Origin of the sequence: Paucibacter aquatile (genome assembly GCF_002885975.1) — a bacterium.
Lineage (GTDB): Bacteria > Pseudomonadota > Gammaproteobacteria > Burkholderiales > Burkholderiaceae_C > Paucibacter_A > Paucibacter_A aquatilis.
Genome location: NZ_POSP01000003.1, coordinates 3,604,218 through 3,630,876, shown reverse-complemented (window position 1 = coordinate 3,630,876; position 26,659 = coordinate 3,604,218). Strand labels below are relative to the sequence as shown.

The following is a 26,659-nucleotide window of genomic DNA, read 5'->3' as shown; positions in this document are numbered from 1 at the left end:
ACCTGCCTCACGTGGGCGGGGCCGGCGTCACCAGCAGATAGACCCCGGCGGCACAGGCCAGCAACAAGGTCAGCGCAAACAGGCGTGTGGCCCAGCTGTCGGCACTGGCCGGCACGGCAGCAGGCAGATGTTTGTCGCCCGAGAGCATGGGGCCGATCAAGTCCTGGCGGCGCCGCAGGCGGTAGAAGGCGATCGCCAGCAGGTGCAGGCCCAGCAACAGGAACAGCCCCCATTGCCCGTAGCTCTTGTGATAGTGGGTCCAGGCCAGGCTCACCTCAGAGCTGACCCAGGCGACGAGCGGGCCGCTGAAGGCTATCTCGTCATCGGCGATCAGACCCGAGCCCACTTGCAGGCCCAGCCAGGCCAGCATGGCCAGCACCGAGAAGGCGCCCAGCGGGTTGTGCCCCACATCGAAATGATCACCCTCGCGCGGCTGTCCGCGCAGATAACGCAGCAGGGCTGCGGGGGTGTAGAGAAAGCTGGCAAAGCGCGACCAGTGCCCGCCCACCAGACCCCAAGCCAGTCGAAAAGCCAGCAAGGCCAGCACCGCATAGCCCAGGCGCGCATGCCAGATCATGGCGTTGCCACCGATCTTGGCGCTGAGCACCGAGCCCAGCACGCACAGCGCCAGCGCCCAATGGAACAAACGGGTCGGCAGGTCCCAGACCCGCACCTGCACACCCACCCTCGTCGAGTCCTCAGACATGGACGGACCTCCTTTTGCCACCTGGCAACGCAAGCACCCAGGCATGCCGCCTCACAGCTGGCAACGATAACCCAGCGGCGACGCGGCGGCAGCCCCGCACAAGTTCCAGGTCTTCCGTACACTCAGCGCGCCGGCCCCGGGCCGACGCTTCTTTCTCTTGTTGTTCGTTCATTCCTGCCTTCCTGCCTCTGCCACAAGGACCTCACGCACCATGAAGAAGATCTCGATGAAGCACGCCCTCAGCCTGACCCTCCTGAGCGTCGCCGCCCTCGGCACCAGCCTGCCGGCACAGGCCCAGTTTCAAAAACCCGAGGATGCCATCAAGTACCGCAAAGCCGCCTTCACCCTGATTGGTGCGCATTTCAGCCGCATGGGCGCCATGGTCCAGGGCCGCGCCCCGTTTGATGCTGCGGCTGCGGCGAGCAATGCCGAGATCGTCGCCAACCTCTCGCGCCTGCCTTTCCACGGCTTTGTCGAAGGCACGGCCAGCAAGGACAAGGGCGGCGCCAAGGCCGAGATCTGGAGCGAGCGCGCCAAGTTCGACGAAGCCGCCAAGAAGATGCAGGACGAGGTCGCCAAGCTGGCTGCGGCCAAACCTGCGACCGTGGAACAGCTGAAGGCCAGCTTCGGTCCGGCCGCCAGCACCTGCAAGTCCTGTCACGACAACTTCCGCAACGAATAAGCGGCCGCGCTGACGGCCCGCCCTGGATTTCAGGGCTGACCGTTGGCACCGTGGGCCATGAAGGCCGGGCGCTGCTCCAGGCGCTGCAGGTAGGCGCGGGCCGCCGGCACCTCGGGCCGGCCCGCCTCGTCCAGCGGCGCCACGCGCCAGCGCTGCAAGGACAGGCCCAGCACCACATCGGCCAGGGTGAAGGTCTCGCCGCAGACAAAGGCGCCGGTCCGGGCCAGCTGCGCGTCGAGGATCTGCACATGGCGGTGCCAGCCCGCCACGCCTTGGGCCAGCAGCTGCGGGTCCTGGTGCGCCGGGCTCTGGCGCACCAGGCTCATGAAGGCATAGCGCCAGGCGTTGTTGAACTCGCCGGCCTGCCAGTCCATCCACTGCTCGACTTGCGCTCGCGCCCGGGGCGCTTGCGGCAGGAGCACATGGCGCTGCTCGCGCGCCACCAGGTAGCGGCAGATGCTGTTGCTCTCCCAGAGCACGAAATCGCCGTCGCGCAGCACCGGCACCATGGCATTGGGGTTGAGGCGGCGGAACTCGGGCGTGTCGGTGGCGGCAAAGCCCGCGCCCCAGTCCTGGCGCTCAAACTCAAGCCCCAGCTCGGCCAAGGTCCACAGCACCTTGCGGACATTGATGGAGCTGGCTTTGCCTAGCAATTGCAGCGTCATGGTGCAGGCGTCCCTTCAAACATCCATCAAAGGCGGACTTCGCCCTCGATCAGGGGCACGACATCGCCGCCGATCCAGGTGGCCTCGTCATCGCGCAAGACATGGATGCGGCCGGCACGCGCCAGCTTGGCGCCCTGGGCTGCGGTGTAGCGTACGGGCGCCAGGCCCGCATCCATCAACCACAGCGCCAGGCCGGCATTGAAGCTGCCGGTGACCGGGTCTTCCGGCACACCGAGATCCGGCACAAAGGCCCGCACCTCGAACTGCTGGGGCGAGCCCGAAGGGTAGGCGCCGACCACGCCGAGCTTCAGGCCCTGCATGGCCGCGAAATCGGGCTGCAAGGCCAGCACCGCCTCGGCCGAGGCCAGGCGGGCCGCCATCCAGCCCGGACCGTTGTCCACCCACACCACATCGAGCACCGCCTCGGCGGGCAGGCGCAGCGAGCGCAAGACCTGCTCATGCAGCTCAGGCGCCACCGGGCCCGAGCGCTTGAGCGGCGGTGCCGCAAAAGCCAGGCGTTCGCGCTTGTGATCGCCGCCTCGCTTGATCGTCACCAGACCGATCTCGCATTCCTGCACCACCCGCCCCTTGTGCTTGGGCACACCGCCGGCAGCCAGCCAGCAGTGGGCCGAGCCCAGCGTCGGGTGGCCGGCAAAGGGCAGCTCGCCACCGGGGGTGAAGATGCGGACCCGGTAATCCGCCTCCGGCTGCGTGGGCGGCAGCAGAAAAGTGGTTTCACTGAGGTTGGTCCAGCGGGCAAAGCTGGCCATGGCGGCGTCGCTGAGCCCCTGGCCGTCGATGACGACAGCCAGGGCATTGCCCAGCAAGGGCATGGCGGTGAAGACGTCGACTTGGGCGAAGCGGCGGCTTTGCAAGCTCATGGCGTGGGCTGTGCGCCGTTGTCCAGCGCGTCGCGCAGCACCTTGCCCAGGATGGCCACGCCTTCCTCGATCTGCGGCGGCGTCAGGGTCACAAAGGACAGACGCAGGGTGCGCGGGTCGGGGTTCTGGGCGTAGAAGGCCGCGCCGGGCACGAAGGCGATGCCGGCATCCACCGCCTTGGGCAGCAGGTCCATGGCATTCAGGCCTTCGGGCAGGCGGATCCAGAAGAACATGCCGCCCTTGGGGCTCTGCCAGACGCAGCCCGGCGGCAGGTGCTTCTTCAGGCCCTCGGCCATGGCATCGCGGTTGGCCTTGTAGCGGGCGCGGATCAGCGGCACATGCTCGTCGAGGAAGCCGTTCTTGACCACCTCGTAGACCACGCGCTGATTGAAGCCCGGGGTGTGCAGGTCAGCCGCTTGCTTGGCTTGCAGCAGCTTGGGGTAGAGCTCGCTCGGGGCAATGATGAAGCCCAGGCGGAAGCCGGGCGTCAGCACCTTGGAGAAGCTGCCCAGGTAGATGGTGCCTTCCGGCCAGAAGGAGGCCAGGGCCGGCAGCGGCGGTTCGTCGAACCAGAGGTCGCCGTAGGGGTTGTCTTCGATCACCGGCACGTTGGCGGCCTTGGCCGCGGCCATCACGGCCTGACGGCGCTCCAGGCTCATCACCCGACCGGTGGGGTTCTGGTAATTGGGCAGCAGATAGGCAAAGCGGGTGCCGGGCGCGTCATGCGGCAGGCGGGCAAACTCGGCCGGGTCCACACCCTGCTCGTCACTGGCCAGGCTCACGAAGTTGGGCTCGTAGGGCGTGAAGGCCTGCAGGGCGCCGAGGTAGGTGGGCGTCTCCACGGCCACCGGCGCGCCGGCATCGCAGAGGATCTTGCCGACCAGGTCCAGGCCTTGCTGGGAGCCGCTGGTGATCAGCACCTGATCGGGGCTGACCGTCATGCCCAGGCTGGCCATGCGCTGAGCCACCCATTCGCGCAGGGGGCCGAAGCCCTCGCTGGCGGCGTACTGCAGGGCTTCCTTGGCGTTCTTGCTCAGCACCTCGTCGCAGGCCGCCTTCAGCGCGTCGACCGGGAAAGTCTCGGCCGAAGGCAGGCCGCCGGCCATGGACAGGATGCCTGGCTTTTCGGTGACCTTGAGGATCTCGCGAATGATGGACGGGTTCATGCGCGCCGCGCGGCGGGCTTGGTTCCAGATGCTGCTCATGCTTCTTGTCTCCTGCGGATTCAACAACAATTCATTCAAGGAAGGCGATTCGGTCACTGCGTGGATTCTTGCGTGCCTGATGTCGGCACCGCCCTCGTGGGGGCAAGCTCACCCGGGCTCTCATTCAGGCTTTTACCACCGTGCGGGGCGATCTCGGCGCCATCCAGCATCCAATCGACCGCGGCCCGTGCCTGCAGCACGGTCGAGTCGAAAAAAGGCAGGGGGCTCAAGGCCTGCGCCGCGTCATCGAGCAAGAGCCCGACCTCGGTGCAGCCCAGGATCACACCTTCGGCGCCGCGGGCGGCCAGCTCGGCGACGCAGTCCAGATACTGGGCCCGCGACGACGCGTTCAACTGGCCGCGGCACAGCTCGTCGTAAATGATGCGGTGGACCTCGGCCGCCGCTTCAGTCGGCGGGGTCAGCAATTCGATGCCATGGCGGGCCATGCGCTGCTGGTAGAAGGAGTCAGCCGCCATGGTGTAGCGCGTGGCCAGCAGGCCGACCCGGCGCAAACCCTGGGCCTGCAGGGCCGCGGCGGTGGCATCAACAATGTGCAGCAAGGGCAAACCGGCTTGCGCCTGCAGCTCATCGGCCACCTTGTGCATGGTGTTGGTGGCCAGCAGCAAGGCCTGGGCGCCTGCCGATTTGAGCCCGGCGCCGGCCTCGCCCAGCAGGCGGGCGGCCGCGGCCCAGTCGCCGCGCGCCTGCATCGCTTCGATCTCGGCGAAGTCCACGCTGTGCATCACGAGCCGGGCACTGTGCAGGCCGCCCAGGCGAGCCGCCACCTCACGGTTGAGCAGCGCGTACAGATGCGCGCTCGATTCCCAACTCATGCCCCCGAGGATGCCCAGCAATTTCATGGGCCCAGTCTAGCGGCCTCAACCAATACAGACCCAATACACTTCGCCGCACATTTTCAGAATCTGTATCGGCATGAGCACCAGCACAGCTTTGTCCCGCAGCGCCAGCCTGCCCTTGGCCCAGCAGCTGGCCCTGCGGTTTTCCGAACGCATCCAGCAGCGCTTGATCCTGCCCGGCGCTCGCCTGCCCTCGGTGCGTGAGTGCGCGCGCCACCATGGCGTCAGCCCCTACACCGTGGTGGCGGCCTACGACCAGTTGCTGGCTGCCGGCCTGCTGGAAGCGCGCAAGCAGCGTGGCTTTTTTGTGCGCGAGGTCCACGCCCCCCGAGCCAAGTCGGCACCGGCCCAGACGGCGACGACCACCCCGGCACCCATCGATGCCAGCGCCTTGATCCGCGGCATGTTTCAGGCAGACGCCCGCCATGCCCCAGGCCTGGGCACCCTGCCCGGCGATTGGTTGGACCTGCCCATGTTGCAGAGCGCCATGCGCCGGGTGGTCAGCCAGAGCGAGGAACCCGATCAACTGGCCCTGCAGTATGGCGAGCCCGGCGGCGACCCGCGTCTGCGCAGCGCCTTGAGCCGGCGCCTGGAGGACCTGGGCGTGCACGCGGCGCCTGAGCAGATCATCAGCACCGTGGGCGCCACCCATGCCCTGGACCTGATCACGCGCTGCCTGCTGACGCCCGGGGACGCGGTGCTGGTGGATGACCCGGGCTGGGCCATCGAGTACGCGCGCCTGTCGCAAGCGGGTATGCGCCTGCTGCCGGTGCCGCGTGGGCCGCAGGGGCCCGACCTGGAGGTCATGGCCCGATTGATCGCCGAGCACCGGCCGCGCATGTATGTGACCGTCTCGGTGCTGCACAACCCCACGGGCAACAGCCTGTCACTCGCCAGCGCGCACCAGATCCTCAAGCTGGTCGAAGCGGCCGACATGCTGGTGGTCGAAGACGACACCTATGCCTTCCTGGCACCCAACCATGTGCCGAGGCTTTCGGCCCTGGACGGGCTCAAGCGCACGATTTACGTCTCCGGGTTCTCCAAGATCCTGACCCCGGCCTGGCGGGTCGGTTTCGTCGCCGCCAGCGCCAAGATCGTGCATCAGCTGACCGAGCTGAAGCTGCTGTCCACCTTGACCACCAGCCCGATGATGGACCGGGCCGTGGCCATTTGCCTGGAGCAAGGCCAGCTGCGCCGCCATGCCGAACGGGTGATCTCGCGCCTGGACGCCGCGCGGCAGCGTGCCGTGCGCCTGGCCGAAGAGGCGGGCTGCCAGTTCGTGACCCCGCCGCAAGGCCTGTTCGGCTGGTTGGAGGTGGGCGTGGACACCGAACGCCTGGCCCAGCGCATGCTGGACGCCGGCTGGCTGATCGCGCCCGGCTTGCTGTTCAGTCCGACACGACGCGCCGGCACCCTGATGCGCATCAATTTCGCCACCTCGCAAGACGCGCGCTTCTGGCGCCTGCTGGCCGAGCTGCGCAAGGCCTGAATCCCGGGCGGTGCTTCAGGCCAGGCAGCGCGGCTGGGCCGGGCTGCAAAAGGTGTCCGCCATCGGCTCGTTGATGCGCGCGGGCAGGGCCGCGTCGGCTTCGACCGGCCGCAAGGCCAGATCGGCCATGCCGCTGCCACACGAAGCCAGGCTCAGGGCCAGCGCGGCCACCACCACGGCCGGACACAACCAGATCAACTCACGCAAACCGGCGCGCAACCAGTCATGTTTGGATTTCATCTGTATGGCCTCATCCCTCGTCGGTTCTTGAAATCTTGTTGCGTGGGAAATTATCCCACTCAAAAAGACGGGAGTTCAAGTACCGCCTGTCGCCGCGGCGACCGCCGCGGGCGGCATTCGTACATGGCTCGAGGTACTACAAACGTCGCGCGACCCGAAAACAACGTGCCACGGGGCTAACATCGCCCTTTTCGGCCCCCTTCCACGGGGAATTCACCGTTTCGTGCAGCCGCCCTTCCCCGTTTCCTGGTCATGAGTGCCCCCGCGAACAACGAGCTCCGTTTTCTGGTCGTCGATGCCCTGGCGGGTGTTCAGACCTTTGCCCGCCAACTGCTGGAAGGCTTTGGCTTTCCCTCCCATTCCATCCGCAATGCTGGCGACACCGCCTCGGCCTTGACGATTGGCCTGGAATTCAAGCCCGACTTTCTGATCACGGACTGGTTCCCCAAGGCCGATCTGAGCGGCATCGCGCTCTTCCAACGACTGAAAACAGTCAACCCCGGTTGCCGCCTCGCCCTGCTGAGCTTCGAGATCACGCCGGCGCATGAGGCCGAGGCCGCGGCAGCCGGCTCGCGCTTTCTGCTGCGCAAGCCCTTCACCGCCGATGACCTCAAGACCACCATGCGCCGTTCGCTGGAGCAACTGGCTCAGGAACGCCCGGAGCTGGCGCAGCGACTGAATGCCGTGATGAAGGCACAACAAGGTCCCGGCCATCTGCCACCCAAGATCGTGCTTCCGCCCTTGCCGCCGCAGCTGCGCGCGGGCGACAAGGTCAAGTACGAGGGCCAGTCCGATACCGTGCAGTACGTCGTGGTGCGCAGCGGTGAGTTGGTCGTGCAGCTCAAGAACAAGACCGAGCTGATCCCGGCCCACAAGCTGCAGCGCCTGTGAACTCCGAAGACAGGGCGCGTGTCCGCGATGAACTCCCGGCTACTTTGGCTGCCGCCTGGTGGGGCGGGCCCTTGCTGGATGCCGGCGCCTGGCCGATCGATCCCCCAGACTCCGCGCTGATCGATTGCGCCCAGCAAGATCTGGCGCGCCGCCTGGGCTGCAATCAGGCCCATGAGCCCCAAGCATGGAAGAGCGGCGGCCCCTCGCGCACAGCGGCATTGGGCCATGCCGCCCTGCCCCCACGCGGCGTGCGCCGCAGCCCGGCCACCCTGCACGATTTGCGCTTGAACCGCCCCGGCATCGAGGCCGAAATCGCCCTGCGCCTGGGCCAGGATGTCGATGCCGCACGGGCTGCCACGCTGGACGGCCTGCAGGCCGCGGCCCTGGTGGACGGCATGGCCGTCTCGGCCGAGTTGGTCAGCTCACGCTGGCTGCAAGCCCAGGCCGCGCCGGCCTGGCTGCGCCAGGTCGATGCACTCTCGCATGGCGCCCTGGTGCTGGGCGACTGGTTGCCACCGCAAGCCGGGCGTGACTGGGCCCAGCAGGTCTGCGAAATCCAGCGCAACGACGAGGCGCCGCAGCGCACCCGAGGCAGCCATTCCCTGGGCGATCCCTTCTGGCTGCTGCCGCAATGGCTGCGCCATGCCACCCGCGAAGGTCAGGTCGTGCCTGCCGGCTCGGTGGTCACCACCGGCGCCTGGCTGGTGATGCCCGATCTGGCGGCGGGCGACCGGCTGTGGGTCCGCTTCGAGGGCCTGGGCGAGGTGCAGGTTCAGCTCTGAAGCGCCACGCCGCCCGAGCCCTCAAGCCCTCAAACAAAGGCCAGGGCCAGCAGCAAGACCGGATACGGCAGGGCCACGGTCGGGCGCAAGGCCGACTTCAGGTACTCCAGCATCAGCGCCACGCTGCCCGGCCGCTGCTTCAGCCACTCGCTGTGCAGCTGAAACGCAGCTGCTGTCGGGGCGGGCTCACGCAGCAGCTGTTCCACGCGCAGCAGGCGATCGGACAAGCGCGATTGGAAAGTCTTGAGCACGCCCTCCTGAAGCCACAGCAGCGGCAGCAGCACCCAAAGCCAGCTCGCACCCCAGGCCAGGCCGCACAAGACCAGGGCGGAGAGCTTCAGCGCCAAGGCACCGAACTCGTAGCACTCGTGCGCGCGGAACAAGGCCTGCCATTCCTGGCCCAAGGCCTGCGCGCGGTCCGGGTCCGCCAGCGCCGTCATTTCGCTTCCAGCACTTCCCAGCGCTCCATCAGGCCCAGCAGTTCGTCATCGATCTGCGCGGCGCGGTCGGTCACTTCGGCGATGCGGGCTGCACCCTGGCTGTAGAGCTCGGTGCCGCCCAGCAGCGCGTGCAGCTGCTTCTGCTCGGCTTCCAGCGCGGCCACCTTGGCGGGCAGCTCGTCCAGCTCGCGCTGCTCCTTGTAGCTGAGCTTTTTCTTGTTGGCCACCACAGCTGCGGGGGCTGGCGCGGCGACCGGCGCGGGGGCCGGAGCAGCTGCGGGTGCCGACTTGGCTGCCAGGGCCGCTGCGCGCTTGGACTGGATCAGCCAGTCCTGCACGCCGCCCTCGTACTCGCGCCAGCGGCCATCGCCTTCGTTGACGATGGTCGAGGTGACCACGTTGTCGAGGAAGCGGCGGTCATGGCTGACCAGGAAGACCGTGCCGTCATAGTCGGCCAGCAGCTCTTCCAGCAGCTCGAGGGTTTCGATGTCGAGGTCGTTGGTCGGCTCGTCCAGCACCAGCACATTGGCCGGGCGGGCAAACAGGCGGGCCAGCAGCAAGCGGTTGCGCTCGCCGCCGGAGAGGCTCTTGACCGGCGAATTGGCGCGCGCGGGCGAGAACAGGAAATCGCCCAGATAGCTCTTCACATGCTTTTTCTGCGTGCCGATCTCGATCCACTCGCTGCCGGGGCTGATGGTGTCGGCCAAGGTGGCGTCGAGGTTCAGCGTGTCGCGCATCTGATCGAAATAGGCCACCGTCAGGCGCGAGCCCTGGCGCACCTCGCCGCCGTCGGGCGCCAGCTCACCGAGGATCATCTTCAGCAGCGTGGTCTTGCCGGCGCCGTTGGAGCCGACCAGGCCGACCTTGTCGCCGCGCAGGATGGTGGCGGTGAAGTCGCGCACGATGACGCGGTCGCCATAGCTCTTGCTGACGTTTTCCAGCTCGGCCACGATCTTGCCGCTGGCCGCGCCGGTGTCGATGTCCAGCTTGGCCTTGCCCTGCACATCGCGGCGCGCGGCGTGGGCCAGGCGCATGGCCTCCAGGCGCTGGATGCGGGCCACGCTGCGGGTGCGGCGGGCTTCCACGCCCTTGCGGATCCAGACCTCTTCCTGCGCCAGCAGCTTGTCGAAGCGGGCGTTGAACAGGGCCTCGTTTTCCAGCTCGTAGGCTTTGGCGGCGGTGAAGGCCGCGAAATTGCCCGGGTAGCCGCGCAACTGGCCACGGTCCAGCTCGACGATGCGATTGGCCACGTTGTCCAGAAAGGCCCGGTCGTGGGTGATCAGCAGCAGCGAGCCCTTGAAATCGTTGAGCAGACCTTCGAGCCAAGTGATGGCATCCAGGTCCAGGTGGTTGGTGGGTTCGTCCAGCAGCAGCACATCGGGCTGGGCGACCAGGGCGCGGCCCAAGGCCACGCGCTTTTTCAAACCTCCGGAGAGCGAACCCACCACACGCGAGCCATCCAGGCCCAGGCGCTGCAAGGTTTCATCCACGCGCTGCTCCCAGGTCCAGCCGCCGATGTGCTCGATGCGCTCGCCGATCCACTCGAGATCGTCATTGGGGTCGTGGATTTCGTAGCGCTCGCGCAAGGCCTTGGCCTCGGCCACGCCTTCGCTGACCACGTCAAAAATGGTGGCTTCGGGCCGCAACAGTGGTTCCTGCGGCACATAGACGCTGGTCAGGCCTTGCTGCAGTTGCAGCAGCCCGTCATCGAGTTTCTCGATTTGAGCCAGCACTTTGAGCAGGGACGATTTGCCGGTGCCATTGCGGCCAATGAGGCCGACGCGCTCACCCATTTCGAGCGAGAAAGAAGCACCATCCAGCAGCGGCACATGGCCGAACGCGAGATGGGCATTGGAGATGGATAGGACTGCCATGGCGCGCATTGTCCCCGATGGACAGGCCGGCCCCGAAACGGGACAGCCGGCGTGTGGCGGGCGCAGCGCAGCTGCTGGTTTCCCCTCCCCTTGATCCGGTGGGTCCCCCAGGGATTTCATGGGTTTGTCATTTCAAGCGGGCGGGTACAAGGAGAACACGTGCAGTCCTGCACGGTTTTGAAGACATGCAGGATCGCCGAAGACTTCGCCGAGCGCTCGCCGCGCGGCCTCTTGCCAACGCTTTTGAGGAGAACCCCAATGTCCGCACGTTCCATCTTTGCCCGCGCGCTGGTGCCGGCCGTGATCGCTGCCCTGGCTGCAGGCAATGCCGCGGCTGCAGACCTGACCGAAGGCTTCGACACCGTCCTGCCCGCCGGCTGGACCCAAAAGAACAACAGCGCCCCCATCGGCACCACCAACTGGTTCCAGGGCAATGCCACCGTCTTCACTTCGCAATCGGGCGCGGCCAATTCCTACATCGGCGCCAACTTCAACAACACGGCCGGCGCCGGCGAAATCAGCAACTGGCTGATCACCCCGACCCTGAGCTTCAACAACGGCGACACCCTGACCTTCTGGAGCCGCAGCGTCACCGATTCGCTCTACCCCGATCGCCTGGAAGTTCGCTTCAGCAATGTCGGCGGCACCGATGTCGGCAACACCGCCACCAGTGTTGGCAGCTTCAGCACCCTGCTGCTGAGCATCAACCCCAATCTGGAGCAAGGCGGCTACCCCGGTGAGTGGACCCAGTACAGCGCCACCATCAGCGGCCTGAGCGGTGCCACCAACGGCGCCATCGCCTTCCGCTACACCGTGAACTCGGGTGGCCCCTCTGGCGACAACTCCGACTACATCGGCATCGACAGCGTCAGCATCACTGCCGCCGTGCCGGAACCCAGCACCTACGCCCTGATGGCCCTGGGCCTGGGCGCCATCGGCCTGCGCCGCCGCAAGCAAATGCAAGACCGCTGATCGGTCGGTTGGTTGGTTTCCTCTCGGCCGGGACCCTGGCTGAGCCAGCCTCACAGCAACGCCCCGCTCTGCGGGGCGTTTTCATTGCGGGCGCTGATATGCGCGCCGGCGCTCAGGCCTGCAGCTCGACGCGATTGCGCCCGCCGGCCTTGGCGCGGTAGAGCGCACGGTCGGCGCGGCCAAACAGGCGGTCGGCATGATCGCCGGGCTGCCACAGCGCCACGCCGATGCTGGCGCTGCGCACGCCGGGTTCGGGCGAAGCCAGGTCGGTGGCCAGCACCGCGCGCAAGGCTTCGGCCTGCGCCAGGGCTTGCGTGGCATCGGCGGCCGCCAGCATCACGGTGAACTCTTCGCCGCCATAGCGGTAGGCGCGCCCCTGGGCCGGCAGCTGCATGCGCAGGCGCGCGGCAAACTGGCGCAGGGCGGCATCGCCAGCACGATGTCCATGCTGGTCGTTGAAGGCCTTGAAGTGGTCGATGTCGATCATCAACACGGCGAACGATCGCCCGGACTGCGCCGCGCCGGACAGGGCTTGGGCCATGTCCTCGTCGAGGGCACGGCGGTTCGCCAAACCGGTCAGACCATCGGTCAATGCCAGTTCACGCACCTCTTGCTCAGCGCGCATCTTGCACATCAGCAAAAAGCCCAGGCAACAAACCACCAGGTAGACAAAGCTGAAAGCGAACAGTGGCTGCTGCCAGCCCGTGTGCAGATCGAGGTAGTCCGGCCTCGCCGCTCCGAGGGCCAAGAACAGCGCGCGCGCCGGCAGCACCAAGCCCATGGCCAGATGGGCCAGGGCCACCAGGCTTTGCACGCGGGACAAGCCATCGGGCGCCGCAGCAGCAGCCGGCGCAGCGCTGTGCCGGTGACGCCACAGCACATGGGCATTGAGCAACTGCAGCATGCCGTAGACAAAGCCGTTGAAGATGGTGGCGCCGACATAGCGGCCGCCAAAGGCCGTGCCGACCACGGTGACGGCCAGGCCCATCAAGAACAAAGGCGGCCAGCGCCAGCGCAGGCCGAGAAACTGCCGGATGGCCACGAACAGCAAGGCCACACTGAGCGCCCCCAGGGCATTGGCCACGCCGCCCGACAGCCAGGTCGGCAAATGGCCCGCCCCCGCCAGCAGAGAGTAGGCCAGACCCTCGGCAGCAATGCCCCAGGTCCAGCAACGCAGACCATTGGCCTCGTCGGCCACGCCGCGCGCCAGCCACAACATCACGGCGATGGTGACCAGCAAGGCTGTTTGAGCCAGGAACAAGGTGCGAAGGTCCACAGCGGGCGATGGCGCAGGCAGTACGAGGGAGCGAAGGAGGGGCAGACGGGAGAGGCCTTGGCGGGCCCGCCCGCCCGCGAGAAAACCGCTGGGCGGGGATGCGCATGGTAGCCGGGCGGCGCCAGCGGCATCGCAGGAAATGCGCGCCCGGTTTCACGAACCCGCCGCTTGCGTGCGCCAGCGCACCGCCGCAGCGCCAGGCGGCCGCGCATGCTGAGGCCTCGATTCACCCCGGGGTTGCTTCAACCCCTTTCAGCGAGCACACCCCATGACCAAAAGTCAGCGCGGCAACAAAGAAGTCAAGAAGCCCAAGCAGGCGGCCCATGCACCGGCCAAGCCCAGCGACGCAGGCAACATAGCGGCCCTAGTGCCCCCGGCCCCTCAGCGCGCCGAGCCAGGACGCAAAAAAACCTGAGCCCGCAGCGAGCCCGCGCCGGGCTCGGCATGCGGCGCCCCCCTCAGGCACAGAGCTGCTTGGCGTGGTGGTGCAGGTGATCGTCCACGAAGCTGGCAATGAAGTAATAGCCATGGTCGTAGCCGGCATGGCGGCGCAGGGTCAGGGCTTGCCCGGCCACGGCACAGGCCGCTTCGAAGGCCTCGGGGTGCAGCTGTTCGGCCAGGAAACGATCCGCCAGACCCTGGTCGATCAGGATGCCGCCCGGGAACTGCGGCCGCCGTGATTTGGCATGCATCAGCATCAAGGCCGTCGCGTCATGGGCCGCCCAATCGGCCGCATCGCCGCCGAGGTAGCCCTGAAACGCCTTCTGCCCCCAAGGGCACTGCATGGGCGCGGCAATCGGTGCGAAGGCCGAGAGCGAGCGGAACGCGCCGGGATGGCGCTGCGCCAGCACCAGGGCGCCATGCCCGCCCATGGAGTGGCCGAAGATGCCGGTGCGCTCGGCCGCCAGGCCGAACTCACGCTGCACGCCTGGCAGCAATTCGTGCATCAAGTAGCTCTCCATGCGCCAGTGGCGCGCCCAGGGCTGCTGCTTGGCATCGAGGTAAAAGCCGGCGCCGACCCCGAAGTCCCAGTCCTTGGCCTCGTCCAGCAGCTGCGCACCGCGCGGGCTGGTGTCGGGCATGAGCAGGGCCAGGCCCAGCTCGGCGGCGAGGCGCTGGGCGCCGGCCTTCATGGTGAAGGTTTCTTCGGTGCAGGTCAGGCCGGCCAGAAACACCAGCAGCGCCTTCGGCTCGGGCGGCAGGAAGAGCGCAAAGCGCATGGGCAGGCCGATCTCGGCCGAGGCATGGCGGTAAAAGCGCTGACGCCCGCCGAAACAGCCATGCTCGCTGAGCAGCTCCAGCGCTTGCAGCTCGGCCATGCTCAGAACTCCACCACGGCGCGGATCGACTCGCCACGCTTCATCAGGTCGAAGCCTTCGTTGATCTGCTCCAGCTTGAGCTTGTGTGTGATCAGCGAGTCGATATTGAGCTTGCCGTCCATGTACCAGTCGACGATCTTGGGCACGTCGGTGCGGCCCCGGGCGCCGCCGAAGGCGCTGCCTTCCCATTTGCGCCCCGTCACCAGCTGGAAGGGTCGGGTGCTGATCTCGGCGCCGGCCTCGGCCACGCCGATGATGATGGAGCGGCCCCAGCCCTTGTGCGTGCACTCGAGCGCGTCGCGCATGACTTTGGTGTTGCCGATGCACTCGAAGGAGTAGTCGGCGCCACCATCGGTCAGCTGCACGATGTGGTCGACCACGTTGCCGACCTCCTTGGGGTTGATGAAGTGGGTCATGCCGAACTGGCGCGCCATGGCCTCACGGCCCGGGTTGATGTCGACCCCGATGATCTTGTCGGCCCCCACCATCTTGGCGCCCTGGATCACATTCAGGCCGATGCCGCCGAGGCCGAACACCACCACATTGGCACCCGCCTCCACCTTGGCGGTGAACAGCACGGCGCCCACGCCGGTGGTGACGCCGCAGCCGATGTAGCAGACCTTGTCAAAAGGCGCGTCCTCGCGGATCTTGGCCAGGGCGATGCCGGGCACGACGATGTGGTTGGAGAAAGTGGAGGTGCCCATGTAGTGAAAGATGGACTGACCGTCGATCGAAAAGCGGGCGCTGCCGTCGGGCATCAGGCCCTTGCCCTGGGTGCTGCGGATGGCCTGGCAGAGGTTGGTCTTGCGCGAGAGGCAGAACTTGCACTGGCGGCATTCCGGCGTGTAGAGCGGGATCACATGGTCGCCCGGCTTCAACCAGGTGACGCCCTCGCCCACCTCCAGCACCACGCCGGCGCCTTCATGGCCCAGGATGGCCGGGAAGATGCCCTCCGGGTCGGCGCCCGAAAGCGTGTAGTAATCGGTGTGGCAGATGCCGGTGGCCTTGATTTCGACCAACACTTCACCGGCCCGCGGGCCGTCCAGCTGCACCTCTTCGATGCTCAGAGGGGCGCCGGCTTTCCAGGCAACAGCGGCACGGGTTTTGATCATGTGGGGCTCCTGAAAAAAGCGGAGGGAGGGCAACTGGGGCAGTACGGCTGCCGCAGCATAAACGCGCGGCACCGGGTCTGCTGGCGAACGCCGGTTGGCGCCTTGCTGCATGTGCCAATCCGGACCCGGGGCCTCCCGACAGCTCACCAATTCAAGGGGGATCGACCCTGGACTTCGTGAACTGGATCACGGATTTCAACACACCCCCCGCAGCTACACGATGGCCCGTTCGGCATGCCATCCCTAGGATTCGCGGCGTTGCACCAATACCACCTGAATACCAGGGATCCCCATGAACTTTCGTCTTCTCGCCCTCAGTGCCCTGCTTGGCCTGAGCAGCGCCGCCAGCTTGGCTGCCCCAGTCACCACCGTCGATTTCAGCGACTTCAGCGCCAACACCTTGCGCAAGGCCGTCAAGTCCGTGACCGAAGAGGGTTTCACGGTCAGCAATGACTGCGCCAACATCAAGTCCGGCCGCAAGCCCCTGGAGACCTGCCTGATGAGCGACGCATCGGGCCGTGGCAACAAGCGCAATGTGTTCGCCTACAACGTCTTCAACGCCAGCACCACCACCCTGGCCCGCGAAGACGGCCACAGCTTCAACTTCGAAAGCATCGATCTGGATGAATACCTGAACCTGCCAAGCTCGGTGTTCAGCGACTATTCGATCGACTTCAGCTTCAGCTACGCCGACGGCAGCCACGCGAAGAAAACCGTCCAGCTGGACCGCCGGACCGGCTTCCAGACCTTCCAGCTGAATGAGCGCAATCTGCTCAACGCCAGCTGGATCTCGTCCAAGAGCGTCTACTTCGACAACCTGAAGACCAGCAACGTCCCCGAGCCCGCCTCCCTGGCCCTGACCCTGCTGGCCCTCGGCGGCCTGGCATACAGCCGCCGCAACAGCAAGCGCGCTTGAACGCAGGCGGCTTGAGGCCGCCTTGCTTCACTCGCCTGCCACGAGCACCGTCAGCCCAGGCTGCACGGTGCTTTTTTCTTTGGACGGCGTCAGGCCGCAGGCGCTGACAGCGCGCTCTCCAGCGCGTCGATGAACATGGCAGCCACATCGAAGCCGGTCTGGTCGAAGATTTCCTGGAAGCAGGTCGGGCTGGTGACATTGACTTCGGTCAGGTGCTCACCGATCACATCCAGGCCCACCAGCAAGAGGCCGCGTGCCGCCAGCAGCGGGCCGACGGCTTCAGCGATCTCGCGGTCGCGCGCGCTGATGGGCTGGGCCACGCCCTTGCCGCCCGCCGCCAGATTGCCGCGCACCTCGCCGCCCTGCGGAATGCGCGCCAGGCAGAAGGGCACGACCTTGCCGCCGATCACCAGCACGCGCTTGTCGCCGTCCTTGATGGCAGGCAGATAACGCTGAACCATGACGGTCTCGGCGCCGTCCTTGTTCAAGGTCTCGATGATCGCGCCCAGGTTGAGGCCATCGGCACCGACGCGGAAGATGCCCATGCCGCCCATGCCGTCGAGCGGCTTGAGGATGATGTCGCCCTGCTCGGCATGGAAGGCGCGGATGGCCGCCTCGCTGCGCGTGACCAAGGTGGTCGGGCAGAACTGCGGAAACTCCATCAGCGCCAGCTTCTCGGGATGGTCGCGCAGCGCGGCCGGCTTGTTGAAGACACGCGCGCCCTCGCGCTCGGCCTGGCCCAGCAGATGGGTGGCGTAGAAGAACTCGCTGTCGAACGGCGGGTCCTTGCGCATGACGATGGCGTCGGTCTCGGCCAGCACCAACTCCTGGGTGGCCAGCACCTCAAACCAGGGCGCCGTCTGGCCGGTCAGCGCAATCGCGCGCGCCTGGCGCGCCACCACGCGGCCGCCGCTACGCCAGACCAGATCCTGCGGCTCGCAAGCCCAGATCTGGTGGCCACGACGCAAGGCCTCGCGCATCATCACAAAGGTCGTGTCCTTGTGGATCTTGAAGGACTCCAGGGGATCGGCAACGAACAGCAGTTTCATGGGGATGCACTCACACAAAAAGGGGCAAAAAACAAATCGGGGTCAGGTCTTGCGCAGCTTCTGCACGGCGAGAGCGGCCGAGCCGGCCACCACACCCCAGAAGGCCGCGCCAATGCCCAGCAGGCTCAGGCCCGAGAGCGTGACGAGAAAGGTCAGCATGGCCGCATCGCGGTGCTCCGGCTCGGCCAGGGCGCTGTGCAGGCCGCCTGCAATCGTGCCCAGCAAGGCCAGGCCGGCCACGGCTGCCACCAGCTCACGCGGAAAGGCCACCAGCAGCCCGACGACGGCGCCGCCCGCCAGGCCCAGGGCGATGTAGAACAGGCCGGCCGCCATGGCCGCGGTGTAGCGCCGGGCCGGGTCTTCATGGGCCTCGCGGCCCATGCAGATGGCGGCGGTGATGGCGGCCAGATTGAGCGCATAGCCGCCAAACGGCGCCAGCAGCAGGCTGGCTGCGCCGGTGGCCGCAATGCTGGCCGACACCGGCGTGCGGTAGCCCGCTGCGCGCTGCGCCGCCACGCCGGGCAGATTCTGCGAAGCCATGGTCACCAGGAACAGCGGCAGGCCCACGCCCACCAGGGCGGCAAGACTGAACTGCGGCGCGGTCCAGACCGGCGCGGCCCAGGCCCATTCGACGGCATCCAGGTGCAAGCGCCCCTGCACCGCCGCCACGGCCACGCCGGCCAGCAGCACGCCCGGCACGGCGTAGCGAGCCCAGAAACGCCGGCCCAGCAGATAGGCCGCGGCCATGACCAGCACCAGCTCGGGCGCGCTCTTGACCGTCAGCACCGCATCGAGCCCGAAGCGAGCCAGCACACCCGCCAGCAAGGCCGCAGCTACGGCCAAGGGGATGCGGTCCATCAGGCGCTCGAACCAGCCGGTCAGGCCGAAGAGCAGGATCAGCGCGGCGCAGAACAGGAACGCCCCCACTGCCTCCGGCATGCTCAGGCCCGAGGTGGCGGCCAGCAAGGCCGCGCCGGGCGTGGACCAGGCGGTCAGGATGGGCTGGCGCGACCACCAGGACAAGCCCAGGCTGGTCAGCCCCATGCCCAGGCCCAGGGCCCACATCCAGGAGCTTGTCTGGGCCGGGGTCGCGCCAAGCGCTTGCGCGGCCTGAAAGACGATGGCCACCGAGCTGGTGAAGCCCACCAGCACGGCCACAAAACCGGCCACCGCCGTGGACAGGGAAAGATCCCGGAACCAGTCGTTTTTTGTCTGCATGCGCGCAGCATAGCGGGCTGCCTGCGCCCGTGTTGTGGCAAGCTCAAGCCCGAACTTTGACGCCGCTGCAGCCATGTGCCGTTTTCTTGCCTACCTCGGTGACACGATCTTTCTCGACGAGCTGGTGTGCAAGCCCCAGCACTCCCTGGTGCGGCAGTCCTTGCGCGCCGATCAGGCCAAGGCGGTGACCAATGGCGACGGCTTCGGCATCGGCTGGTATGGCGAGCGCCAGACCCCGGGCGTCTACCGCGAGGTGATGCCGGCCTGGTCGGACGAGAACCTGCTGGCCCTGTGCGCCAATGTGCGCTCCCACCTGTTCTTCGCCCATGTGCGGGCCGCCACCGGCACCGGCATCGCGCGGCAGAACTGCCACCCGTTTCACTACGGGCCTTACCTCTTCATGCACAACGGCCAGATCGGCGGCTATGGCCAGATCCGCCGCGCGATGGAAGCGCGATTGCCCGACCACCTCTACGCCCAGCGCAAGGGCGCCACCGATTCGGAGCTGCTGTTCCTGCTCATCATCGCCCGCATGGAGATGGGCGAATCGGTGCCCGATGCGGTCAACCAGGTGCTCAACGAAACCCTGGCCATGATGCAGGTGCTGCAGATCCACGAGCCCCTGCGTTTTGCCGCCGCCCTGGCCGATGGCGAGCAGGTGCATGCCTTCCGCTTCTCCAGCGACAAGCGCGCGCCCACGCTCTATATGCGCGAAGCGAGCGAGGCTGAGGGCGGACGCGGCCTGGTCGTGGCCTCCGAGCCCCTGGCCGACGAGCAGCAGGGCTGGGAGCTGATTCCCCAGGGCATGGTGCTGCGCCTGGGGCGCGAGGGTTTCAGCCGGCTGGCGCTGGGCTGAGGGGCGCTGCCCCAAGCCGGCCCGCACGGGCCGGCAGCGAGCTCAGATCTCGACCTTGGAGCCCAACTCGACGATGCGGTTGGTCGGCAGGTGCAGGAAGTCGGCCGCGGCGGCTGCATTGCGGTGCATGCTGGCGAACAGCTTTTCGCGCCACAGCGCCATGCCGCTGCCGATCGTCGGGATGACGATATCGCGTGAGAGGAAGTAGCTGGTCTCCATCTCGTCGAGGTGCACGCCGTTCTGCTCCAGCATCTTCAGCGCATAGGGCACATCGGGCTCGTTCTTGAAACCGAAGTGCAGGCTGACGGCCCAGCAGGCATTGCCCAGCGGCTCCACATGGACCCGCTTGTCGAAGCCCACCCAAGGCACCTCGTGGTGCTTGACCGTGACGAACAGGTTCTGCGCATGCAGCACCTTGTTGTGCTTGAGGTTGTGCAGCAAGGCATTGGGTGTCACACCGGCCTCGGCGGACAGGAACACCGCCGTGCCTTCGACACGCTGTGGCGGGCTGAGGAACACGGCCTCCAGAAAGCTCTTGAGGTCGATCGCGTCCTCGCGCAGCTTGCTGCTGAGCAGGCGTCGGCCCTGCTTCCAGGTCAGCATCAGCGTGAACATGCCGATGCCGATCATCAGCGGGAACCAGCCACCGGCGAACAACTTGAGCAGGTTGGAGCCGAGGAAGATCACATCGATGATGAAGAAGAAACCGGTGGCCAGCAGGCACAGCGGCAGCGGGTACTTCCAGCCGTAGCGGATGACGAAGAAGGTCATGACCGTGGTGATGGTCATGTCGATGGTCACCGCGATGCCGTAGGCACCGGCCAGCTTGCTGGACGAACCGAACAGCACCACCGCCAGCACGATGAAGACGAACAGGCCCCAGTTGACGAAGGGCACGTAGATCTGGCCGGTGTCACGCACGGAGGTGTGCAGGATGCGCATGCGCGGCAGGATGCCCAGCTGCACCGCCTGCTTGGTGACCGAGAAAGCAGCCGTGATCAGAGCCTGCGAGGCCACCACCGCAGCACAGGTGGCCAGGATGAAGAGCGGAATCTCGGCCCAGGCCGGAGCCAGGTTGAAGAAGGGGTTCTTCACGGCCTCGGGTTCAACCAGCAGCATGGCGCCCTGGCCGAAGTAGTTGATCACCAGCGAGGGCATGACGATGCCGTACCAGGCGATGCGGATGGGCTTCTTGCCGAAATGGCCCAGGTCGGCATACAGCGCCTCGCCGCCCGTCACCACCAGCACCACGGCGCCCAGGGCCACGAAAGCCACCCATTTGTACTCGAGGCAAAAGGCCACCGCATAGGCCGGGTTGACCGCCACCAGCACATGTGGGTTGGCGATCACATGGGGCAAGCCCAGCAGGGCCAGCGCGGCGAACCAGAGCAGCATCACCGGGCCGAAGGCCTTGCCGATGCCCCCGGTGCCAAAGCGCTGCACGGCGAACAAGCCCGCCAAGACCAGCAAGGTCATGGGCAGGATGGCGTCATGCAGCTGCGGCGCGTAGACATCGATGCCCTCCACCGCACCCAGCACCGTCATGGCCGGTGTGATCACGGCATCGCCGTAGAAGATGGCGGTGCCGAACAAACCCACCAACATCAGCACCCGTCGCAGGCGCGGGCTGCTGTTCACCGCGTTGGTGGCCAGGGCCAACATGGCAATCAGGCCGCCTTCGCCGTTGTTGTCGGCGCGCAGGATCAGCAGCACGTATTTGAGCGAGACGATGATGGTCATCGTCCAGAACAGCAGCGAGAGCACGCCGAGGATGTTGTCGTGCGTGGTGGCCACATGGCCGCCGTGGAAAACTTCTTTGAGCGCGTAGAGCGGGCTGGTGCCGATATCGCCGTAGACGACCCCCAGAGCACCGAGGGTCAGGCCGGCCAAGGCGGAGGGCGAGCGGGCCGTGTTGGAAGAACTCACGTGTTGTTGCAGCGCGCGTGCGGCGCTGGCGAGCCAAAAGCGCTATTTTGCGCCTGCTTTGCTGCGCTGCGTCAAAGGTGATGAAACATCGGCATCGGCTGCCACAGACTGGGCATCGGGCTCGGCATCAGGCGGCACCGCCGCCAGCGCCTGCTGCACAAAGGCCACGGTGGCGCTGAACAGATAGTCGCGGTTCTCGGCCCGGCTGAAGCTGTGGCCCTCATCCTCGGCCGTCAGGAACCAGACCGGGGTGCCGGCCGCCCGCACCGCCGCCACCATCTGCGTGGCCTCGCCGTAGGGCACGCGCGGATCGTTGCGGCCGTGGATGATGAACAGCGGCTTGCGCACCGCCGCCGCTCGGCTCAAGGGCGAGATGCGCTGCAGAAAAGCGCGCATATCCGGGTCGCGCTCGTCGCCGTACTCGGCGCGGCGGTTGTCGCGCCGATAGCTCTCGGTGTTCTCGAGAAAAGAGACGAAGTTGGCGATGCCGACGCGGCAGATGCTGCCGGCAATGCGGGCCGACTCGCGCGTGGCCACCGCCAGCGACATATAGCCGCCATAGCTGCCGCCCGAGACGATGACGCGCCGCGCATCCATCTCGGGCCGGGCGGCGATCAGGTCCAGCAAGGCGCTGATGTCACGCACGGCATCCTCACGCTGGCGGCCGTTGTCGAGCTTGAGAAAGCGCTGGCCAAAGCCCTCGGAGCCCCGCACATTGGGCAGGATCAGGTGCATGCCCAGGGTCTCGACCAGGTAGCGCAGGCTGCCCGACAGGTGCGTGGGCCGCGCCTGCGAGCTGGGACCGCCATGGATGCTGATCAGCACCGGCCGCGGGCCTTTGAATTGAGGCGGCGGTGCGACGTGCAGGCCACTGATCTCCAGGCCGTCAAAGCTCTGCCAGCGCAGCGGGGCGTATTCGGGCAACCACACCCCGGCCTCTGGTTCGGCCTCGCGGCCCGACCAGGCCTGCACGCCAGCGTCCTCCTGCGACCAGCTGAGGATGCGCCCCGGGCTGCTCGCAGAGCTGTGGTTGAAAGCCAGCAAGGGCAGGCGCGGGTGCCACTGCGGGCCCTGAATCACGCCGGCCGGCAGCTCGGCCGCCATCCGCTGCAGCGGCGGCTCGCTGCCCGGCCGCGCCAGACGCAGCACCGACACGCCCGCCTGGTTGTGCACCAGGGCCAGAGGCATGGCGCTGCCCGGCGGCGGCACGGCCAGGGCTTCCAGATCGCCGGCCAAGGCGGGCAGCTTCACCGCCTGGCGCTGGCCGCTGTTCAGACGCAACAGCACCAGCTGGCGAAAGTCGCCACCCAAAGCCTGGCGCTGCAAGAGCACATCGTCTTCGCGCAGCTCGGCGCCGCCAGGGGCGCCCAGGGCCTGGCCGCCGGGCGGGACGGCGGCTTCCAGATCGAAGCGCAGGGTCTGGCTGCGCCCCTGGCGGGTGTGCAGGGCCACCACCGTGCCGGCGGTGCTGACGCGCAGATCGGTGTAGCGGCCACCGACGCTGTCGCCGAGCAGGCGCGCGCTCTCGGGCCGCAGCGGGTCCATCCAGAACAGCTGGCTGCGGGCGCTGCTGGGTTGCGCCGACGGCGAGGGGGTCGACTCCGACACCTCATCACCCTCGGCGTCCACACTCGCCTTCGGCGCCGGGCTGCGGCGGCCATCGAGCGGGTCCAGCACATAGACCAAGCCCTGCCCTTGCGGCAGGAACTGAAAAGCGCTGACGCGCGCGCCGTCTGGCGTCAGCGCCAGAGGCTCGGCGAGTGCGTCCCGCCTGGAATCGGTGGGCTGCAGGCGGTAGAGCCGGAAGGCCTCATCGCCCCCACGATCGCGGCTGAACACCAGGTACTCGCCGCGCTGCGGCTCCCACTGCGCGCTGTCCACCCGCTCGCGGCCGCCGGTCAGCGGCTGCGGGCGCGCGCCGGGCTCGGCCAGCCGGTGCAACTGCTGGCTGCCGCCGGCGCTGGCCAGCACCAGCATCTCGCGCCGCTGCGGGTGCCAGCCGAGAAAGCGCAGCACCGGCGCCTCGGCGCGGGTCGCTGCCTGCACACGCTCCAAGGCTGGCAGCCCATCGGCCTGCAGGCCGGGCGGCGGCAACAAGGGTCGGGCCGTGGCCGGGGCCAGACAGCCCAAGGCCAACCACAGCAAAGCGGCGAAACAAGACCGGGTTTTGAAATGCAGCCCCATGGCTCAAGACCCTCAACAATAGAAAAAGGGGCGGCTGCCTGCGCAGCGCCCCTGAAACCGACGCGGCCACAGCCGCGTTCGGGACTGATCGACAGGTCGATCGAAGGTCGGTTTACTTGAAGCTGTAGCTCGCGCTCAGCGAAAGGCTCTGCCCCGCAGCGCTGTGCTGACCTTTGTCCCAACCATACAGGTCAAAGGTGGGCGAGTAAGGCGCCTTCTTGTCGAACACATTGAGCACCGTGGCCCGCACGTTCAAGCCCTTCGTCAGCTGCACGCCCATGCCCAGGTCCAGCGTCGTCAAGGAAGCGACACGGCAATCACCACCCAGGGCTGCCATCTGATTGGCACTTGCTGCGTAGCTTGGGTTGCAGGTGTCACGCACGCCCGTCAGGGTGTTGTAGCGCGGCAGACCCATGCTGTGGAGATAGTTCACAGCGGCCGTGACCGTCACTTTGTCCAGCTTGTAGCTGGCGTTGACGCGCGCCTTGTACTTCGGCAGATCATCAGCCATGGAATCGTTGATGTCGACCATCGGCAGACCCTTGTCCCGCTGGAAACGATAGCTGTGCACATAGCCCAGGAACAAGCTCGAATTCAAGCGCCCGCCGTTCTCGAACGTGGCTCGATGTGTCAGCTCAAGATCGGCGCCTCGCACCTGGGTTTGACCCAGATTCAGGTACTTGCGCTTGACGAGGGCAATGCGCTCGGTTCCGGGAATGACCTTGCCTTGCGCATCTTTCAAGGCCGTCGTTGAATCGGCGCTGCGGATCACATCGTTGGCGTAGCTGAGATCACCGTTTTCATACAGTCGCTGCAGCACATCGCTGGAACTCAGGCGATCCACCTCGTTCTTGCGAGTGATCTGGTACACATCAAAGGTGCCGTTGAGAGAATCGAACGGAGCGAACACCAAACCGAGTGTGTAGCTGCGTGATGTCTCGGGGCGAAGTGCCGGGTTGGCCACAATAAAGGCCGCAATCGTGCGCGAGTTGCCGCTGCTCGCATTGCGATTGCATTCATTTGCCAGTTGGGAGTCATAGCCGGTAGCGCCAGGAATCTTGGCAGGCAGGCCATCAGTGCCCAGCGGGCAGCGCAACGCGTCACGCCAGGTTCCGATGGACTGGAAGCTCGTGACCGAAGACTCGGACATCTGACTCAAGCTGGGCGCACGAAAACCCGAAGCCGCCGTACCGCGGACGGCGAAGGTCTTCATGGGCGTCCACTTGAAACCCAGCTTCGGTGTCGTCGAGTTGCCAAAGTCGCTGTACTTGTCGACACGAACGGCCGCTTCCAAGGACAGAGACTGAAGAACCGGGGCCACAACCTCGGCAAAGGCCGACGAGACCTGACGGGAACCATTCGCCTTGGAGCCGCCCCGGCCGACAAAGTTGCCGGCATCCAGGTCGGCATCGGGGATCATGGAAATGCTCTCGCGACGATGTTCCAGACCCAAGGCCAGGCCTGCCATGCCACCAGCCAGGCGCCCGATCTCACGGCTGCCCTTGAAGTTCAGGATCGAAACTTTGGTCTCGCCAGTGTTGGTCGATGTCGGGCTGATCTGAGCCAGTAGCTCCGGGCTGTTTTGTCCGCCAAAGCGGTACTTGTCCAAAGCAGCCTGAGCCTTCAGCGAATGGATCATGCCGGTTTCCACCTCCTCCCGCTTGGACTTGTTGTACAGGCCTCCGCCGTTCCAATCCCAGCCGAAGTGGCTGCCACTGAGGTCCAGCACCAAACGCACATCGTCTTGATTCACGCGGCTGTCGCGCGGAATGTCGCCCAGCCGCGCACTGGTCAGCACGCGCAGCTTGTTGTTCGGATCAGCCTGGAACAAAGGGTTGTCCGGGTGATTGGCCGCCATCACATGGCGGAAGGTACGGCGGTTGCCCTTGGGATCGAACCATTCGCTCAGGCCCGAACCCAAGGTGGCGAAGCCCGATGAGCTGACGTATGAGTTTTCGATCCGAGAGAAAGCGGCTTCGACCGAAGCGCTGAGGTCCTCGGAAATCCAGAAGTTGCCGCGAGCAAACAGCTTGGCGCTCTTGGACGGATCAGTGAAGCGCTCGTAGATGCTGGTGTCCATGGCGCAGGCTGGCGCCCCGTTGGCCAGAATCGTGGTGCTGAGCTGAGAAGGGGCCGGGCAAGACTTGGGCACGAGAGGCGTCGTGGTGTTGTATGCGCCGGTCCCGACCCCGGTTTCCCGCCAGAAGTTGGGGGCGAATGTGATGGCGCTGTCCGGACGATAGATGTCACCCGGCAAGCCTGTGGTGGCCGAGGTCGAAGCGAGTTGCCACTCCTCGTACGAAATGCCATCCAAACGGCTGACAGGGGTTTCACCGCGGCGGGACAGGTCCAGCCCAACCATCACGTTGAATCGCTGCTGCACCAGATCCCCAAAACCACCAAACAAGCTGGCGGTGGAGGACGTGAACCCTCCGGACGTGGCACCCGAAGTGCTCAGCTTGCCTTCCAGGCCCTGGTACTCCTTCTTCAGGATGAAATTGACCACGCCTGCGATGGCATCCGAGCCATAGACAGCCGAGGCGCCATCTTTGAGCACCTCAACCCGCTCGATCGCGGCCAAGGGGATGTTGTTCAGGTTGTAAAGCGTCGACTGCCCGGCGTTGGGATTGGCGGTTGCCGTGGCAGCCATGCGGCGGCCGTTGATCAAGGTCAGCGTCGACGCGGAACCCAAGCCGCGCATGGAGACAGTCGCCACGCCTTCAGAAAAACTGGTGGACGTCGAATCCACCTGGCCGCCACCTGTCACGGCAGGCAGCAAACGCATCAGGTCGGCGACGCTGGAGGCACCCGATCGCGCAATGTCTTCAGCACTCAGGATTTGAACTGGCGAGGCGGTTTCCTTATCAACCCGCTTGATCGACGAGCCCGTCACTTCAATGCGCTCCAGCTTTTCAGTCGAGGCCACAGGCGCGCTTGCTGTGGCAGAGCTTTGGGCTTGAACGGACGCGGCCAAACTGAAAACGGCCAGGGCAATGAGGTGATGACGCTGCTGTTGCACGAAGACTCTCCAACGGTTTTTTGATGGGATGGGTGGCTTGGCACCAGGCTTTGGCGGCCTGGCGTCAGGGCTCACGCCAACCATAGAAGCGCGTCACAAA

At 66.4% G+C, this 26,659-nt stretch carries 23 protein-coding genes; 7 read left to right on the top strand and 16 right to left on the bottom strand.

Annotation, left to right across the window (positions count from 1 at the left end):
* Nucleotides 1-7: 7 nt before the first annotated feature.
* Complete coding sequence (locus C1O66_RS18775; RefSeq protein ID WP_102769291.1) at nucleotides 8-706, bottom strand: cytochrome b/b6 domain-containing protein; 699 nt, start codon at nucleotides 704-706, stop codon at nucleotides 8-10.
* A gap of 211 nt (nucleotides 707-917) precedes the next feature.
* Between C1O66_RS18775 and C1O66_RS18770 the strand changes: the two genes are divergently transcribed.
* On the top strand, nucleotides 918-1,388 hold the full coding sequence (locus C1O66_RS18770; RefSeq protein WP_102769290.1) for a c-type cytochrome: 471 nt from the start codon (nucleotides 918-920) through the stop codon (nucleotides 1,386-1,388).
* A gap of 29 nt (nucleotides 1,389-1,417) precedes the next feature.
* On the opposite strand, the gene C1O66_RS18765 is transcribed toward C1O66_RS18770, so the two are convergent.
* From C1O66_RS18765 to C1O66_RS18750, 4 genes are read right to left on the bottom strand one after another with little or no spacing between them, the layout of a single operon-like run.
* Entirely contained in the window at nucleotides 1,418-2,053 is a 636-nt protein-coding gene (locus tag C1O66_RS18765) for a glutathione S-transferase family protein (protein ID WP_102769289.1), read from the bottom strand.
* A 26-nt stretch (nucleotides 2,054-2,079) separates the two neighbouring features.
* Nucleotides 2,080-2,928 carry a PhzF family phenazine biosynthesis protein gene (locus C1O66_RS18760; RefSeq protein WP_207796036.1) on the bottom strand — a complete coding sequence of 283 codons (849 nt, stop codon included), beginning with the start codon at nucleotides 2,926-2,928 and terminating at the stop codon, nucleotides 2,080-2,082.
* Between the two features lie 2 nt (nucleotides 2,929-2,930).
* Complete coding sequence (locus C1O66_RS18755) at nucleotides 2,931-4,139, bottom strand: aminotransferase-like domain-containing protein (protein ID WP_102769287.1); 1,209 nt, start codon at nucleotides 4,137-4,139, stop codon at nucleotides 2,931-2,933.
* A gap of 53 nt (nucleotides 4,140-4,192) precedes the next feature.
* The gene (locus C1O66_RS18750; RefSeq protein ID WP_102769286.1) at nucleotides 4,193-4,999 is read right to left on the bottom strand and encodes an aspartate/glutamate racemase family protein; all 807 of its coding nucleotides are present in this window, start codon (nucleotides 4,997-4,999) and stop codon (nucleotides 4,193-4,195) included.
* 73 nt (nucleotides 5,000-5,072) lie between these two features.
* Between C1O66_RS18750 and C1O66_RS18745 the strand changes: the two genes are divergently transcribed.
* Nucleotides 5,073-6,485, top strand: a complete 1,413-nt coding sequence (locus C1O66_RS18745) for an aminotransferase-like domain-containing protein (RefSeq protein ID WP_102769285.1) — start codon at nucleotides 5,073-5,075, stop codon at nucleotides 6,483-6,485.
* 15 nt (nucleotides 6,486-6,500) lie between these two features.
* Here the strand turns inward: C1O66_RS18745 and C1O66_RS18740 are convergent, their stop codons facing one another.
* Nucleotides 6,501-6,725, bottom strand: a complete 225-nt coding sequence (locus C1O66_RS18740; protein WP_102769284.1) for a hypothetical protein — start codon at nucleotides 6,723-6,725, stop codon at nucleotides 6,501-6,503.
* Between the two features lie 252 nt (nucleotides 6,726-6,977).
* Here C1O66_RS18740 and C1O66_RS18735 point away from each other — a divergent pair, with 252 nt between their 5' ends.
* A complete protein-coding gene (locus C1O66_RS18735) occupies nucleotides 6,978-7,616 on the top strand; it encodes a response regulator (RefSeq protein ID WP_102769283.1) in 639 nt (212 codons plus the stop codon).
* Nucleotides 7,613-8,398, top strand: coding sequence for a fumarylacetoacetate hydrolase family protein (locus C1O66_RS18730; RefSeq protein ID WP_102769282.1), 786 nt, complete (start codon nucleotides 7,613-7,615; stop codon nucleotides 8,396-8,398). The genes C1O66_RS18735 and C1O66_RS18730 overlap by 4 nt, the downstream gene beginning before the upstream one ends.
* A 29-nt stretch (nucleotides 8,399-8,427) precedes the next feature.
* Here the strand turns inward: C1O66_RS18730 and C1O66_RS18725 are convergent, their stop codons facing one another.
* Both C1O66_RS18725 and C1O66_RS18720 read right to left on the bottom strand, forming a co-directional pair.
* Complete coding sequence (locus C1O66_RS18725) at nucleotides 8,428-8,838, bottom strand: hypothetical protein (RefSeq protein WP_102769281.1); 411 nt, start codon at nucleotides 8,836-8,838, stop codon at nucleotides 8,428-8,430.
* Entirely contained in the window at nucleotides 8,835-10,712 is a 1,878-nt protein-coding gene (locus C1O66_RS18720) for an ATP-binding cassette domain-containing protein (protein WP_102769738.1), read from the bottom strand. Before C1O66_RS18720 ends, C1O66_RS18725 begins: the two co-directional genes overlap by 4 nt.
* Before the next feature lie 258 nt (nucleotides 10,713-10,970).
* On the opposite strand from C1O66_RS18720, the gene C1O66_RS18715 reads away from it, so the two are divergent.
* The gene (locus C1O66_RS18715) at nucleotides 10,971-11,684 is read left to right on the top strand and encodes a choice-of-anchor J family PEP-CTERM protein (protein WP_102769280.1); all 714 of its coding nucleotides are present in this window, start codon (nucleotides 10,971-10,973) and stop codon (nucleotides 11,682-11,684) included.
* Nucleotides 11,685-11,796: 112 nt separating this feature from the next.
* On the opposite strand, the gene C1O66_RS18710 is transcribed toward C1O66_RS18715, so the two are convergent.
* The 3 genes from C1O66_RS18710 to C1O66_RS18700 all read right to left on the bottom strand — a co-directional run bounded on the left by C1O66_RS18710 (nucleotide 11,797) and on the right by C1O66_RS18700 (nucleotide 15,388).
* Complete coding sequence (locus tag C1O66_RS18710) at nucleotides 11,797-12,960, bottom strand: GGDEF domain-containing protein (RefSeq protein WP_102769279.1); 1,164 nt, start codon at nucleotides 12,958-12,960, stop codon at nucleotides 11,797-11,799.
* Between the two features lie 458 nt (nucleotides 12,961-13,418).
* Nucleotides 13,419-14,279, bottom strand: a complete 861-nt coding sequence (gene fghA / locus C1O66_RS18705; protein ID WP_102769278.1) for an S-formylglutathione hydrolase — start codon at nucleotides 14,277-14,279, stop codon at nucleotides 13,419-13,421.
* Nucleotides 14,280-14,281: 2 nt separating this feature from the next.
* Nucleotides 14,282-15,388: an S-(hydroxymethyl)glutathione dehydrogenase/class III alcohol dehydrogenase gene (locus C1O66_RS18700; protein WP_102769737.1), complete on the bottom strand. Its 1,107-nt coding sequence runs from the start codon at nucleotides 15,386-15,388 to the stop codon at nucleotides 14,282-14,284.
* A 295-nt stretch (nucleotides 15,389-15,683) separates the two neighbouring features.
* Between C1O66_RS18700 and C1O66_RS18695 the strand changes: the two genes are divergently transcribed.
* Entirely contained in the window at nucleotides 15,684-16,307 is a 624-nt protein-coding gene (locus C1O66_RS18695) for a PEP-CTERM sorting domain-containing protein (protein WP_102769277.1), read from the top strand.
* Between the two features lie 89 nt (nucleotides 16,308-16,396).
* On the opposite strand, the gene gshB is transcribed toward C1O66_RS18695, so the two are convergent.
* Both gshB and C1O66_RS18685 read right to left on the bottom strand, forming a co-directional pair.
* A complete protein-coding gene (gene gshB / locus C1O66_RS18690; protein WP_102769276.1) occupies nucleotides 16,397-17,356 on the bottom strand; it encodes a glutathione synthase in 960 nt (319 codons plus the stop codon).
* Nucleotides 17,357-17,398: 42 nt separating this feature from the next.
* Nucleotides 17,399-18,574, bottom strand: coding sequence for a benzoate/H(+) symporter BenE family transporter (locus C1O66_RS18685; protein WP_102769275.1), 1,176 nt, complete (start codon nucleotides 18,572-18,574; stop codon nucleotides 17,399-17,401).
* A gap of 73 nt (nucleotides 18,575-18,647) precedes the next feature.
* On the opposite strand from C1O66_RS18685, the gene C1O66_RS18680 reads away from it, so the two are divergent.
* Nucleotides 18,648-19,430, top strand: coding sequence for a class II glutamine amidotransferase (locus tag C1O66_RS18680; RefSeq protein ID WP_102769274.1), 783 nt, complete (start codon nucleotides 18,648-18,650; stop codon nucleotides 19,428-19,430).
* 42 nt (nucleotides 19,431-19,472) lie between these two features.
* On the opposite strand, the gene C1O66_RS18675 is transcribed toward C1O66_RS18680, so the two are convergent.
* The 3 genes from C1O66_RS18675 to C1O66_RS18665 all read right to left on the bottom strand — a co-directional run bounded on the left by C1O66_RS18675 (nucleotide 19,473) and on the right by C1O66_RS18665 (nucleotide 26,559).
* The gene (locus tag C1O66_RS18675; RefSeq protein ID WP_102769273.1) at nucleotides 19,473-21,356 is read right to left on the bottom strand and encodes a potassium transporter Kup; all 1,884 of its coding nucleotides are present in this window, start codon (nucleotides 21,354-21,356) and stop codon (nucleotides 19,473-19,475) included.
* Between the two features lie 42 nt (nucleotides 21,357-21,398).
* A complete protein-coding gene (locus C1O66_RS18670) occupies nucleotides 21,399-23,540 on the bottom strand; it encodes a S9 family peptidase (RefSeq protein WP_102769272.1) in 2,142 nt (713 codons plus the stop codon).
* A gap of 112 nt (nucleotides 23,541-23,652) precedes the next feature.
* A complete protein-coding gene (locus tag C1O66_RS18665) occupies nucleotides 23,653-26,559 on the bottom strand; it encodes a TonB-dependent receptor plug domain-containing protein (protein WP_165794685.1) in 2,907 nt (968 codons plus the stop codon).
* Nucleotides 26,560-26,659 lie beyond the last annotated feature (100 nt).